The 14247-nt window shown below is 37.7% G+C and carries 8 protein-coding genes, 2 tRNA genes, 3 rRNA genes and 1 pseudogene; 9 read left to right on the forward strand and 5 right to left on the reverse strand.

What is annotated here, in order from left to right; all coding sequences use genetic code 11:
• The first annotated feature begins 248 nt into the window (after positions 1-248).
• The 5 genes from EAG08_RS16905 (at position 249) to rrf (ending at position 5446) form a co-directional block, all read left to right on the forward strand.
• Positions 249-1765, forward strand: a 16S ribosomal RNA gene (locus EAG08_RS16905).
• A 233-nt stretch (positions 1766-1998) separates the two neighbouring features.
• A tRNA-Ile gene (locus EAG08_RS16910) sits at positions 1999-2072 on the forward strand.
• A gap of 85 nt (positions 2073-2157) precedes the next feature.
• Positions 2158-2231, forward strand: a tRNA-Ala gene (locus tag EAG08_RS16915).
• A gap of 205 nt (positions 2232-2436) precedes the next feature.
• A 23S ribosomal RNA gene (locus EAG08_RS16920) occupies positions 2437-5195 on the forward strand.
• Between the two features lie 143 nt (positions 5196-5338).
• Positions 5339-5446, forward strand: a 5S ribosomal RNA gene (rrf, locus tag EAG08_RS16925).
• The 16S, 23S and 5S rRNA genes sit together here with 2 tRNA genes alongside, the layout of an rRNA operon.
• Positions 5447-6381: 935 nt before the next feature.
• Here the strand turns inward: rrf and EAG08_RS16930 are convergent.
• Positions 6382-6759: a hypothetical protein gene (locus EAG08_RS16930; protein ID WP_129536458.1), complete on the reverse strand. Its 378-nt coding sequence runs from the start codon at positions 6757-6759 to the stop codon at positions 6382-6384.
• Positions 6760-6910: 151 nt separating this feature from the next.
• Between EAG08_RS16930 and EAG08_RS16935 the strand changes: the two are divergent.
• Both EAG08_RS16935 and EAG08_RS16940 read left to right on the forward strand, forming a co-directional pair.
• Positions 6911-7668, forward strand: a pseudogene (locus EAG08_RS16935) (response regulator transcription factor).
• Positions 7669-7822: 154 nt separating this feature from the next.
• Positions 7823-8836 (forward strand): L,D-transpeptidase, encoded by a 1014-nt coding sequence (locus tag EAG08_RS16940; protein ID WP_228446611.1) that lies wholly within the window; start codon positions 7823-7825, stop codon positions 8834-8836.
• On the opposite strand, the gene EAG08_RS16945 is transcribed toward EAG08_RS16940, so the two are convergent.
• The 3 genes from EAG08_RS16945 to EAG08_RS16955 form a co-directional block, all read right to left on the reverse strand.
• Entirely contained in the window at positions 8833-9357 is a 525-nt protein-coding gene (locus EAG08_RS16945) for a hypothetical protein (protein ID WP_129536460.1), read from the reverse strand. The two genes, EAG08_RS16940 and EAG08_RS16945, sit on opposite strands and share 4 nt — an antisense overlap.
• 1 nt (position 9358) lies before the next feature.
• Positions 9359-10684: a PDZ domain-containing protein gene (locus tag EAG08_RS16950; protein ID WP_129536461.1), complete on the reverse strand. Its 1326-nt coding sequence runs from the start codon at positions 10682-10684 to the stop codon at positions 9359-9361.
• Between the two features lie 88 nt (positions 10685-10772).
• Positions 10773-11411: an alpha/beta hydrolase gene (locus EAG08_RS16955; RefSeq protein WP_129536462.1), complete on the reverse strand. Its 639-nt coding sequence runs from the start codon at positions 11409-11411 to the stop codon at positions 10773-10775.
• Positions 11412-11679: 268 nt separating this feature from the next.
• On the opposite strand from EAG08_RS16955, the gene EAG08_RS16960 reads away from it, so the two are divergent.
• On the forward strand, positions 11680-12114 hold the full coding sequence (locus EAG08_RS16960) for a hypothetical protein (RefSeq protein WP_129536463.1): 435 nt from the start codon (positions 11680-11682) through the stop codon (positions 12112-12114).
• Positions 12115-12177: 63 nt separating this feature from the next.
• Here EAG08_RS16960 and tyrS read toward each other — a convergent pair whose 3' ends face one another.
• Positions 12178-13473, reverse strand: a complete 1296-nt coding sequence (gene tyrS, locus EAG08_RS16965; protein WP_129536464.1) for a tyrosine--tRNA ligase — start codon at positions 13471-13473, stop codon at positions 12178-12180.
• A gap of 153 nt (positions 13474-13626) precedes the next feature.
• On the opposite strand from tyrS, the gene EAG08_RS16970 reads away from it, so the two are divergent.
• On the forward strand, positions 13627-14187 hold the full coding sequence (locus tag EAG08_RS16970; RefSeq protein WP_129536465.1) for an RNA polymerase sigma factor: 561 nt from the start codon (positions 13627-13629) through the stop codon (positions 14185-14187).
• Positions 14188-14247 lie beyond the last annotated feature (60 nt).

Here is a 14247-nt window from a genome sequence, read left to right on the forward strand (position 1 = left end):
CGCGGGAGTAGCAGATTGAATGTTTAGGAAAAGGGTTTAGGGTTACTTAAAAAACTTTAAAATTTCTTCAAAAAACATTTGGTCAATTAGAAATAAGTTATTACTTTTGCACACGCAAATACGGCAACGCCCAACGACAGAAAAGGGTAGCTGAGGAAGCGGAAGAGAAGAGATCATTGAAAAATAGATATAACAACCAAGTAAGGAAAAACTAAAGCGTCAAAACTTTGAGTGAGTCAGAAAAACATACAATGGAGAGTTTGATCCTGGCTCAGGATGAACGCTAGCGGGAGGCCTAACACATGCAAGCCGAGCGGTAGAGATTCTTCGGAATCTTGAGAGCGGCGCACGGGTGCGGAACACGTGTGCAACCTACCTTTATCAGGGGATAGCCTTTCGAAAGGAAGATTAATACCCCATAATATATTGAATGGCATCATTTAATATTGAAAACTCCGGTGGATAGAGATGGGCACGCGCAAGATTAGATAGTTGGTGAGGTAACGGCTCACCAAGTCAATGATCTTTAGGGGGCCTGAGAGGGTGATCCCCCACACTGGTACTGAGACACGGACCAGACTCCTACGGGAGGCAGCAGTGAGGAATATTGGACAATGGGTGAGAGCCTGATCCAGCCATCCCGCGTGAAGGACGACGGCCCTATGGGTTGTAAACTTCTTTTGTATAGGGATAAACCTTTCCACGTGTGGAAAGCTGAAGGTACTATACGAATAAGCACCGGCTAACTCCGTGCCAGCAGCCGCGGTAATACGGAGGGTGCAAGCGTTATCCGGATTTATTGGGTTTAAAGGGTCCGTAGGCGGACTCGTAAGTCAGTGGTGAAATCTCATAGCTTAACTATGAAACTGCCATTGATACTGCGGGTCTTGAGTAAGGTAGAGGTAGCTGGAATAAGTAGTGTAGCGGTGAAATGCATAGATATTACTTAGAACACCAATTGCGAAGGCAGGTTACCATGTCTTAACTGACGCTGATGGACGAAAGCGTGGGGAGCGAACAGGATTAGATACCCTGGTAGTCCACGCCGTAAACGATGCTAACTCGTTTTTGGGGCTTTAAGCTTCAGAGACTAAGCGAAAGTGATAAGTTAGCCACCTGGGGAGTACGAACGCAAGTTTGAAACTCAAAGGAATTGACGGGGGCCCGCACAAGCGGTGGATTATGTGGTTTAATTCGATGATACGCGAGGAACCTTACCAAGGCTTAAATGGGAATTGATCGGTTTAGAAATAGACCTTCCTTCGGGCAATTTTCAAGGTGCTGCATGGTTGTCGTCAGCTCGTGCCGTGAGGTGTTAGGTTAAGTCCTGCAACGAGCGCAACCCCTGTCACTAGTTGCTAACATTCAGTTGAGGACTCTAGTGAGACTGCCTACGCAAGTAGAGAGGAAGGTGGGGATGACGTCAAATCATCACGGCCCTTACGCCTTGGGCCACACACGTAATACAATGGCCGGTACAGAGGGCAGCTACACAGCGATGTGATGCAAATCTCGAAAGCCGGTCTCAGTTCGGATTGGAGTCTGCAACTCGACTCTATGAAGCTGGAATCGCTAGTAATCGCGCATCAGCCATGGCGCGGTGAATACGTTCCCGGGCCTTGTACACACCGCCCGTCAAGCCATGGAAGTCTGGGGTACCTGAAGTCGGTGACCGTAACAGGAGCTGCCTAGGGTAAAACAGGTAACTAGGGCTAAGTCGTAACAAGGTAGCCGTACCGGAAGGTGCGGCTGGAACATCTCATTTTAGAGCGTCATTAGACGTTAAACAAATAAAGATACTTAAATGTATCATGTACTTACTTAAAAGAAAACGTTTTAGTTTTTTACTCGGTTGCTTATATTATAAAAATACAAAACCCACTAGAAATTAGTATCAGGGAAAGAGAGATTTTAGTTACAGAAGTTAGAGGTTAGATAATTAGAAGTTAGTTTTAAAGCTAACAACTAAAAACCGACAACCGACAACTAAAAACATGAAGTCTCGTAGCTCAGCTGGTTAGAGCGCTACACTGATAATGTAGAGGTCGGCAGTTCGAGCCTGCCCGAGACTACTAATTGAATTAGAGGTTAGAAGTTAGTAATTAGAAGTTAGTTTTCAACTGACCACTAAAAACCGACAACTGACAACTACTAGAGGGGGAATTAGCTCAGCTGGCTAGAGCGCCTGCCTTGCACGCAGGAGGTCAAGGGTTCGACTCCCTTATTCTCCACAGTTTTGTGCGTTTGATTTAAAAGTACGATGGATAGAGCCAAAACAAATATCCATTTATCAGACAAGCAGAAAGAATTAAGATCATTGACATTAACGGTAAAAATATCACAAAGAGAAAACCGAGCGCAATTAAGCGTTTGAGTTTACAAAAATAGCTTGGTAGCAATACTAAGCAAAAAATACTGAACTAATTAATAATTAGGAAAGAAATCGTTAAGGGCGTATGGCGGATGCCTAGGCTTTCAGAGGCGAAGAAGGACGCGGTAAGCTGCGAAAAGCTGCGGGGATCGGCACACACGAATTGATCCGCAGATGTCCGAATGGGGCAACCCGGCATGTTGAAGACATGTCACTCCGCAAGGAGAGCAAACCAGGAGAACTGAAACATCTAAGTACCCTGAGGAAAAGAAATCGAAGAGATTCCGTAAGTAGTGGCGAGCGAACGCGGATTAGCCCAAAAGTCTTTATATATTTAATAGAATGTTCTGGAAAGAACAGCCATAGAGGGTGATAGCCCCGTACATGAAAGGTATATTTAGATGATAAATGAGTAGGGCGGGACACGTGAAATCCTGTCTGAATATGGGGGGACCATCCTCCAAGGCTAAATACTCCTGAAAGACCGATAGTGAACAAGTACTGTGAAGGAAAGGTGAAAAGCACTTCGAATAGAAGGGTGAAATAGAACCTGAAACCGTACGCCTACAAGCGGTCGGAGCCCACAAGTTGGGTGACGGCGTGCCTTTTGCATAATGAGCCTACGAGTTAATGTTACTAGCGAGGTTAAGTACTTCAGGTACGGAGCCGGAGCGAAAGCGAGTCTGAATAGGGCGCTTAGTTAGTAGTATTAGACGCGAAACCTTGTGATCTACCCATGGGCAGGTTGAAGCTTTGGTAACACAAAGTGGAGGACCGAACCGGTTGACGTTGAAAAGTCTTCGGATGACCTGTGGGTAGGGGTGAAAGGCCAATCAAACTGGGAGATAGCTCGTACTCCCCGAAATGCATTTAGGTGCAGCGTCGTGTATAAGTTTATTAGAGGTAGAGCTACTGATTGGATGCGGGGGAGTCAAATCCTACCAATTCCTGACAAACTCCGAATGCTAATAAATGTTCCACGGCAGTGAGGGCGCGGGTGCTAAGGTCCGTGTCCGAGAGGGAAAGAACCCAGACCAACAGCTAAGGTCCCCAAATCTCTATTAAGTTGAAGCAACGCGGTTGGACTGCATTGACAGCTAGGATGTTGGCTTGGAAGCAGCCATTCATTTAAAGAGTGCGTAACAGCTCACTAGTCGAGCGGTCCGGCATGGATAATAATCGGGCATAAATAGAGTACCGAAGCTATGGATTTACAACTTAGGGTTGTATCTGGTAGGGGAGCATTCTGTTTGCACAGAAGCTGAGTCGTGAGGCTTGGTGGAGCGGACAGAAAAGAAAATGTAGGCATAAGTAACGATAAAGCGGGCGAGAAACCCGCTCACCGAAAGACTAAGGTTTCCTCAGCCATGCTAATCAGCTGAGGGTTAGTCGGGACCTAACGCGAACCCGAAAGGGGTAGTGGATGGACAATGGGTTAATATTCCCATACTTGCTCACACTAAAAAGGGGACGGAGTGCCGTACTTACTGGAGACTGACGGAATAGTCAAGACCTAGCCTTCGGGCGAAGTTGCTGTAAGGAAAGTGCTTCCAAGAAAAGCCGAAGTGAAGCAACCCGTACCAAAACCGACACAGGTAGTCGAGGAGAGAATCCTAAGGTGCTAGAGTGAATCATGGTTAAGGAACTAGGCAAAATAGTCTCGTAACTTCGGAAGAAGAGACGCCAGCAGCAATGCTGGCCGCAGTGAAGAGGCCCAGGCGACTGTTTATCAAAACACAGGACTCTGCTAAATCGAAAGATGCTGTATAGGGTCTGACACCTGCCCGGTGCTGGAAGGTTAAGGAAGGGCGTTAGCAGCAATGCGAAGCGTTTGACTGAAGCCCCAGTAAACGGCGGCCGTAACTATAACGGTCCTAAGGTAGCGAAATTCCTTGTCGGGTAAGTTCCGACCTGCACGAATGGTGTAACGATCTGGGCACTGTCTCAACCATGAGCTCTGTGAAATTGTAGTAACGGTGAAGATGCCGTTTACCCGCAATGGGACGAAAAGACCCTGTGAACCTTTACTATAACTTCGTATTGACTTTGAGTAAGTAATGTGTAGGATAGGTGGGAGACTTTGAAGCAGGCACGCTAGTGTTTGTGGAGTCAACGTTGAAATACCACCCTTTACTTACTTGGAGCCTAACTTCTTTTAGAAGGACACTGCGTGGTGGGTAGTTTGACTGGGGTGGTCGCCTCCAAAAGAGTAACGGAGGCTTTCAAAGGTACCCTCAGCACGCTTGGTAACCGTGCGTAGAGTGTAATGGCATAAGGGTGCTTGACTGTGAGACCTACAAGTCGATCAGGTGCGAAAGCAGGACATAGTGATCCGGTGGTTCCGTATGGAAGGGCCATCGCTCATAGGATAAAAGGTACTCCGGGGATAACAGGCTAGTCTCCCCCAAGAGCTCACATCGACGGGGAGGTTCGGCACCTCGATGTCGGCTCGTCACATCCTGGGGCTGGAGAAGGTCCCAAGGGTTGGGCTGTTCGCCCATTAAAGTGGCACGCGAGCTGGGTTCAGAACGTCGTGAGACAGTTCGGTCTCTATCTATTGCGGGCGTTAGATGTTTGAGAGGGCTTGATTCTAGTACGAGAGGACCGAATTGAACAAACCTCTGGTGTATCAGTTGTTCCGCCAGGAGCACCGCTGAGTAGCTACGTTTGGAAGAGATAAGCACTGAAAGCATATAAGTGCGAAACTCGCCTCAAGATGAGACATCTTTTAAGGGTCGTTGGAGATGACGACGTTGATAGGCTACAGGTGTAAAGTTGGTAACAGCATAGCCGAGTAGTACTAATTACCCGTAGATTTATAGCCTAATTGGCAACGCTTAATTGCGCAATCAAGGTTCTCTCTTTGTGAACATTTTTATCGATAAAACAGTTGACAGTAAAGAGTTGACAGTTGATAGTATTATACCATCAACAATCAACCAAAAACTGACAACAATATACAACCTTTAGGGTGGTTTTAGCGGTGGGGCTCACCTGTTCCCATTCCGAACACAGAAGTTAAGCCCACCAGCGCCGATGGTACTGCGAAAGCGGGAGAGTAGGTCGCCGCCAGTTTTTATTTAAAAGTCTCATACATTCAGTTGTATGAGACTTTTTTTTGTCCTAAACCTTAAGTAAACCTTAAAATCTAACTCACTAACCCTTAGAATCTAAGTTTAAACCTAACTAACTAACTAACTAACTAACTAACTAACTAACTAACTAACTAACCCTTAGAAGCCTCAGGCATGGATTTGTAGGAGACTTTTCTTGTTCTAAATTTTAGAAATTAAGTTAAAAATAAAAGAACTTAAGTGTTTACATGATTCGAGATCTAGTTTAGGGTAAAGAAGTTAATGAAAATCAAGATAATTTAATCCAATAATCCATACTGTTGCTCCGTAGGAGCAATATCTGTGTAGAAAAAAGCTGAAGCGGTCACAAGCGCGTTCCGTAGGAACGCTATCTATTCCTCATTTGTAAATGCTGCACAGAATTTACAGGTCGCTCTGGAGGAGTTTCTCCTTCCATGAGCTTTTGTTCATATTCTACTAACAGTCCGCCGCTCTGCGGCTTTTGGAAACAACTACACATCTTGGAAAGTTATATATTGTAATTGTTTTAAGATGATTCATAAGCTTCATTTTAATGATGAATACAAGATGATTTTTATTCATCTTAAAATACCCACACAAATGTAATTTTGCGTAACCATCAACCATCAACCATCAACCATCAAGTAATAGTTTTGAAAATGGAAAAAGTCATTTTTTTGACATATAATCAAAGAATGCAGTCACCCATAGCCCAGATCGAAACGGCATCCTTTTTTGTTATCCGGTAAAAGCACAGGCACAAAAAAGATATAGTGTAGAGCTGGATGAAGCTCCCAATAAAAGAGAAAAAATAATTAAGTACAGTTATTATCTAAATATTGCATAATTGCTGATAACATAAAAAATTACCATCATTGCTGATGGTAATTGTGGTTATTAGTTTTTTTAGCCAAATTACTTTTTTATATCATCTATAATTTGTGCCTTTATTTTTCCGCTGTTTTTTAGGATTTTTATTTTAAAAAAGCCTTCTTCATTAGAATTGTTAACGATATATAATTCATTAGTAAAATTGATTTTTGTTATAACAGAATCATTTTTTGGTAGATCTTTTACTTCATTTATGTTATTGATGTACTTTAGACTTTCAGTTTTAGATGTATTGTATAGAACGACTTCAAGATTTTCTTTACGAGAATTTTTAATCTTTAAATTCTTTTGTGCAGGTATTGTCCATAGATTTCTGTAGGTATGTCTACCTCTTTCGAACGAAGATAAAAGAAAGACCAAAACAAAAATGATGGATAGTGAATAGTAGTAAGAGCTTTTCATTGTAAAAGTTTTTAAGTTGATATTAATTCTATGTCTGATGATTTTTTTGTAAAGGTATTACTGTGACTGTTGTAAAGCCCTACACTTTTGTGTAGATTTGCCTGATAATCATAAAAACTACACTTTCGGGTAGTATGATTTTTGGTAAAATATGGAAGAGATCAATAAATTCTTTAATGATAAAAATATAATCAATAAGAGTTCGCAGATTGATTACACTCAGATTAATAACTATCTTGAAATTGCTAAAGCATTTTCTAGGATAACCTATCAGAGTTTCTATATTATTGATTATGAAAGAAAACGTTTGAATATGTTTCAGATAACCCTTTATTTTTATGTGGAAAGTCAGCGGATGAAGTCCTGAAGTTGGGCTATGAATTTTATTTTAAAAACGTCATCCCTGATGATTTAGAGTTGCTTCTAAAAATTAACGAAATTGGATTTAATTTTTACGAAAATATACTTTTAGAAGAAAGAAAACTCTACACAATTTCTTATGACTTCCACATCATCAATGAGAAAAGCAATTCTGTTCTGATTAACCATAAATTGACCCCGCTGTTTCTTACAAACGATGGTAAAATATGGAAAGCGATGTGCATGGTTTCGCTTTCAAATAATCAGTCTTCAGGTAATATTTTTATTAGCAAAGAAAATTCGGATGAGACTTTTGAATATGATCTAAGTGAACTTAAATGGATCAAGAAAGAAAAGAAAAAACTTTCGCCGAGAGAATATGAAATACTGAGTCTTTATGCTGGTGGGCTCAAGATCAATGAAATTGCTCAGAAACTTTTTATTACTGCAGATACTGTTAAATTTCATCGTAAAAAACTCTTTGAAAAAATTGAGGTAGATAACATTGCTGAAGCCTTGAATTATGCTAAAATCAATAAATTATTGTAATCTAAAATCTTTTTATCCTCATTCTAAATTTTTCAATCTCAATTAAGTACATTACTTAGGGAAATATTTTTTCTGATTTAAATGTTTTTAGGTCTAATATTTGTATCTTTAGTACAAACTCAATGACCTCTATTTATTTATGAAAAAATTATTTTTGAAACAATCATTATTCTACACTTTATTTTTTGCATTATTACTTACTGGATGTAAGAAAGATAACGAAAAAATAGACAACCAGTCACAAAGTACATCTTCAGGAACTTTATCAGACGAAAAGAAATCAGATTCAGTAGCTACAAAAGCTGAAATAAAAGAATCTGTACCACCTGCAATGCAGGAAAACGGTTTTTACAATGCTTTTGCTATTCCGAAAGATAAGAAGCTAAGAGATTCTTTATATTCAATTTTTAGTAAAAAATATACCGAAAGGGAACGTTATGCAATTTTAGCACTCAACAGATTAGATTCTAAAAGTAAATGGAATTCTGATACTTTAGTTGTTCCGGCAAAGATTGATACTACTTTGATGGCGTATTCTCCCTTTCCGATGCAGCTTGATGTGTTGAGTGAGGTGAAAAAGTTTGTCGTTTTCTCTTACCCGATTCAGGCTTATGGAGTTTATTCCAATGGAACGTTGGTGAAATGGGGACCGACAAGTATGGGTAAAAAAACTGCACAAACGACAAGAGGTTTAATGTTTGCAAATTGGAAAAAGAAATTGGCCATATCTACCGTTAAAAGCGAGTGGAAATTGCCTTATAATTTTAATATTCATAATACTCACGGGATTGGATGGCATCAGTATGACCTTCCTGGCTATCCTGCTTCACATTCTTGTTTGAGATTGTTGATGAAAGATGCAATTTGGTTGTACAGTTATGCTGATACCTGGATATTAAATCCGGGTGGAGCAACTACAAAAGCCAACGGAACACCAGTGATTGTTTTTGGAGACTACCCATGGGGAAAAAGAAAACCTTGGAGAAATCTTTTAAATGATCCAAATGCCAACAACATTTCTGTTGAAGAGATGACCAATTTGATCAAACCTCATGTTGAAAAAATGGTAAAAGAACAAACCAATAGAGAAAAAGTTTCTGATTCTATCAAAGCAGCAAAAGTGATGGAAGTTACAGATCCAGCTGTAGAACCGGAAGCTACCAACTAAATTTTCTTTTCATGATGTAAGGTCGATTCTTCAGCAAACTTTCTGAGTTTTTTCATCTCATCTTTAGCTTTTATTTGTCCGATTCTTGCTGCAGCATACGTTGCGGCAATACACAACAGCATGGCAAATGAAGCATTTAAAGCCCAAGGATATTCAAAACTTTTGATTTGCTTTTCAACGTAATACATGGTGAAAAATGTCATCCAGAGAATGGAAAACAGAAAGTAGAGAAACATAAAGAATGTCCAGACCGAAGAACTTGGTCCAAAAACTCCTCTTATAACGGTTTGGTCATCTTCAATTTCTGTACGAAGAGACAATTGAGGTTGCCAATATTGTTCGTATATGGTTTCTACACAGATGGTAGCCATTTCTTTGTTAATATTTCCTGAAAACTCACCTTTATGTTCAGCCAAATATTTTTTGAGATTTTCGGCATAAGCTTCTTTACTCAAATGGGTGTACATTTTGAATCTCGGCCGATTTCTTATTTTGTCTAAGGTGGTTTCTTCTGTTTGCATATTAATCTTGATAAGGTATTGGGTCTTCTAATGTAAAACTAAGGCGAAGTTCCTGATTTTTTCTCATAATAACCATATTAATTGTTTTTCCTTCATCAGATTTCATCATTTCCATGATTTTTTGCAACGTCATATCAGCTGTTTTTCTTCCATTGATAGAGATAAGTTGATCGCCTTTCTTTAATCCCGCTTTGTCAGAAGGAGAGTCTTTTCTCACTCCGGCAATCGAAAAGAAAGGTTTTAGCACGAATTTGTATTGTAATGTATTACTTATAACTGTTGATTCTGCAGAATTGCTTTGTCTGTTTTTACTTTCAAGATTAACCAAATCTTTTTCCCACTGCAATCCATCTTGTTGAAAATCTAAACCACTCATGTTGAAGTGAAACGGGTCATTGTAATTTTTGTTTTTTCTCAAATATAATTTTTGATTTTTGTAATCAAAAACTGTCGTGAATCTCCTTAAAATATCTCCACCAATAGAACCTTTTCTTTCAACAACTAAGTTAACATGTTGAATAGAAAATTCATCAGGCATTGCGGTCAAAGGTTTTTCAAATTTAAAATCTCCCAAATAAAAATTGTGGATACGGCTTCTTTTGCCAAAAATATCGCCATTAAATCCTCTTCCTAAATAATCATCAATATTCGGTCGATTATAAACGAAATTTTTAATCAAAATAGGGAAGAGCCAAATGGCATCACTGTTTCCCATATCAATCAAAAGCTTTGAATTTTTTTTCTCGTTAGTCATTTCTACATCAGCAAAAATATAAGGTTTATTCCTTTCGATGGAAATAGGCAATTCATCAAATTTTTTAATTCTTTTTTTGAATAAATCATCATTGTTGTAAACAGTGATTTTTTTCGAACTGTAATCTATTGCAACAGGATAGTTTTTAAAAAAATGATAGCCAATAATGCCATTGACAGGAATTCCGACGTGGGATGAGATGTTAAAATCCTGATCCAAAATAATAAACAGAGTAAAAGAAGTATTGATAAAATGTTCTCCTATTTTTCCAATATTGTAATCAGATTTAAAGCCTTCAATACTTTCACTTCCTCCAAGTCCAGAGAATTTCATTTTTTCTAAAGGTGATAGTTTTAATTCTTTGTTTTCTAAACTGAAAATGGTGGTTTCTGCAACTCCTGTGTCTAACATAAAGGTAAGTTCAGCACCATTTACCGTAATCGGAATGAATATCAAATTATTAATCAGCTTGAAAGGAATGACTATTTTTTTTGCATCTTTAATCTCAAAGCTATTTTGAGCACTCGCAAAAACGCTGAACATACAAATGAATAAAAAATACACTAATTTCATCTTATTAAATTACTAAAATATTTGATTTAAAAATAAAAAACATTCTCAAATTGTTGAGAATGTTTAAAAATGATTAAGGAAATATCTTTTATTTTGAAAAGAATTCCATTAAATCGATATAATTTTTTTGGTTGACACCGTGGCCGCTCATGTATTCTCTGAAAGTAAAATAACAGCTCAAATCATACAGCAAATCTGCAGCTTTTCTTCCCCATTCCATAGGAATAATGGCATCGTCAGTACCGTGGGAAACGAAAAACCGAAGTTTCTCAAGCTTTTTTTTGTCTTTTACAATGTCTGTCAGCAATTTTTCTTCAGGATAACTGCTCAAACACGCAACATAATTAAAAAGATCAGGATATTTTAAAGCTAAACTGTAGCATAAAATTCCACCCTGACTGAATCCACAAAGATGTGTTTTGTTATCCGTAAGCCCATATTTGTTGGAGATGGCCATAATGTTTTGTAAAACACTCTCTAATGCTTCTTTTGCCTGATCGATGTCTATAAACTGCTCAGGATTATTAAAATCAATATCAAACCATGAATATCCTTCAAATTGAGTTTCTCTCGGAGCTCTGAAACTTACCAGAATCCAGTCAGTGGGAAGACTTTCTCTAAAACTAAAAAGATCTTGCTCATTGCTGCCGTAACCATGAAGCATAAAGAGAATAGGAGTTTTTGAGGTAATGTTTTCCGGCTCTCTGACGATGTAATCTAAATTCATATACTAAGAATCTATTTTTTATTGTTAAATGGAATCGCTGTAAAAATTAATTTAAATCTAAGCGATTGATAGAGCAAAGATAATTAATAATGATTTATTTAAATTAAAAATAGTAAGTGTCAGAATGAGAACAAACACAATGAAATTGCCTATAGGTCTTTTGTTGAATTGCTATTGATTGTATTTTTTTATTGGAAATTTTACATAAAAGTTATTTTTATATTGATAAAAATCCTATATTTGAAACATTAAAAATCTATTCGGAGAAATGAAGCAAATTTACAAATCAAAAAGTTTACATAGACTTTCATTAATGGTAGTCGCATTATTTTCTGTTGTATCTGTTATGAATTCTTGTAAAGATGATGACGAAGACGAGTTTCAAGATCACCTTGTACAGTTTGAAGCAAAATTGGTAAAAGGTACAGGAACAGCAATACCAGTATTTAAAACTATCGTTACTCAGGTTGGAGTAAGCCAAAATACTAATTTTGATACACCAGGTCTTGTTTGGGCAAGCGACGAATTTTTCGTAAACTCAAGCCAGTCTCAACTTAATTTAGATGCAAATGCACTTCTTACAAATGCAGATTCTCAATTAATCGTTACATTATACGTTGATGGAGTGGTTGCAAAATCTGACACCGCAACGGGAGTAGGAACAAAAGACGCCTCTATTGATTACAGCTTTTTAGAGTTGTAATTAATTTAAAAATAAAATAAAAAAACCGCCAATCGGCGGTTTTTTTTGATATGGATTGAAATATTATATTGCTTTTACAATAAAATAATTCTTCTTTCCTTTTTGAAGTAATAAGAATTTACCGTCAATTAAATCGCTTTCATTGGCAGTATACACTTCATTTACTTTTTCTTTATTTACAGAGATTGCATTTCCTTTCAACTCTCTTGTAGCTTCACTTTTAGATTTTAAAAACCCTGATTTTTCAGAAAGTAAATCAACAATATTGATTCCTAAAACGTCAGCTTTTGTAACATCTTTCTGAGGTACACCTTCAAAAATTTCTAAGAAAATTTCTTCGTCAAGACTTGCTAAATCTTCAGCAGTAGATTTTCCGAAAAGAATTTTAGTAGCTTTCAAAGCTCTTTCATATTCCTCTCTACCGTGAACCCAAACTGTAACTTCTTCAGCTAGTTTCTTTTGTAATTTTCTATCGCCAGGATCTGTTTGATGTTCTGCAATTAAACTTTCAATTTCTTCTTGTCCTAGGAACGTATAGAATTTTATGAATCTTTCTGCATCACTATCGGTTGCATTCAACCAAAATTGGTAGAATTTATAAGGTGAAGTTTTCTTTTTATCTAACCAGTAATTTTCTCCGCTTTCAGACTTTCCGAATTTCGAACCGTCAGCTTTCGTAATCAAAGGAACCGTTAAGGCAAAAGCTTCTCCCTGTGCTTTTCTACGTATTAATTCTGTTCCTGTAGTAATATTTCCCCACTGATCAGAACCTCCCATCTGAAGTTTTACACCATTATTTTGGTATAAATGAAGGAAATCATATCCCTGAATCAATTGGTAAGTAAATTCAGTAAAACTCATTCCGTCAACACCAGCTTCTCCTGAAAGTCTTTTCTTCACAGAATCTTTCGCCATCATGTAGTTGACCGTAATATTTTTCCCAACATTTTTAGCAAAATCAAGGAATGAGATTTTCTTCATCCAATCGTAATTGTTCACCAATTCTGCTCTGTTGGTTTCATTTCCTTCAAAATTCAAAAATCTTGAAAGTTGGTTTTGCAGACAGTCAACATAATGTAAAAGCGTTTCTTCATCCAAAAGATTTCTTTCGGCGGATTTTCCTGAAGGATCTCCAATCATTCCTGTAGCACCACCAACCAAAGCAATCGGCTTGTGACCGTGTTGCTGAAAGTGAGCCAAAATCTTAATCTGAATAAGACTTCCGATATGTAAAGAATCTGCGGTAGGATCGAACCCGATATAGGCAGTGGTCATCTCCTTATTCAGTTGTTCGTCGGTTCCGGGCATCATGTCAGAAAAAAGACCTCGCCATTTCAGTTCTTCAATAAAAGAGTTCATTATTTTTTGTTTAAAATTTAAGGTGCAAAGATAAGTAAAATATAGAATGTGAAATAAATAGACTGTTCTACGACTTTATCTAAATTTCTAAAATCCCTAATTCATTTAATTTTTTAATTATTTAATCTTTTAATTTTAATAAATTTGTTAGCAATGAAAGACGAACAATTATTTTCGCTCATCCAAAAAGCAAAAGAAAAAGACCAAAAAGCTCAAACCAAGCTCATCAATGTTTTCTGGGTGGATGTTTTTTCTTTTGTGATGAAAAAAGTACATGACGAAAATGATACCGATGAAATCACTGTCAATGTTTTCTCAAAAGTTTTATCTAAATTGGATATGTACGACCCTCATTTTCAATTTAAAACATGGATTTTAACGATTGCTCAAAATACAATTATCGATTTTTGGCGGAGAAAAAGCAGAGAAAATCAAGACCCTACAGAAAATTTAGATGAAGTAAAGAATCATTATGCGAAATCTCCTGAAGAGCTGATGATTTCTGATGAAGAGCAAAAGAAAATCATCAAAACCATCGAGTCTTTAGATGGTAACTATCAGGATATTATCAAATTGAGATTCTTTGAAGAAAAAAGCATCAAAGAAATTGCAGAAGAGTTGGGAATTTCTGTTGCCAACACGAAAGTAAGAGTGATGCGTGCAAAAAAAGTTCTAGCTGAGTTGCTGAAAAATAATGAGTTTGAGGATAATTAAAGTGAAGTTATTATAGTTTTATTATAATGTTTGTCATTCTGGAGGAATCTATATTCTAAT

Source organism: Chryseobacterium sp. 3008163 (assembly GCF_003669035.1).
Classification (GTDB): domain Bacteria; phylum Bacteroidota; class Bacteroidia; order Flavobacteriales; family Weeksellaceae; genus Chryseobacterium.

Coding starts and splice junctions, on each gene's coding strand:
- EAG08_RS16930 (WP_129536458.1), bottom strand. CDS start 6,759: ATGAAAAGCTCTTACTACTATTCACTATCCATCATTTTTGTTTTGGTC.
- EAG08_RS16945 (WP_129536460.1), bottom strand. CDS start 9,357: ATGCAAACAGAAGAAACCACCTTAGACAAAATAAGAAATCGGCCGAGA.
- EAG08_RS16950 (WP_129536461.1), bottom strand. CDS start 10,684: ATGAAATTAGTGTATTTTTTATTCATTTGTATGTTCAGCGTTTTTGCG.
- EAG08_RS16955 (WP_129536462.1), bottom strand. CDS start 11,411: ATGAATTTAGATTACATCGTCAGAGAGCCGGAAAACATTACCTCAAAA.
- EAG08_RS16960 (WP_129536463.1), top strand. CDS start 11,680: ATGAAGCAAATTTACAAATCAAAAAGTTTACATAGACTTTCATTAATG.
- tyrS (WP_129536464.1), bottom strand. CDS start 13,473: ATGAACTCTTTTATTGAAGAACTGAAATGGCGAGGTCTTTTTTCTGAC.
- EAG08_RS16970 (WP_129536465.1), top strand. CDS start 13,627: ATGAAAGACGAACAATTATTTTCGCTCATCCAAAAAGCAAAAGAAAAA.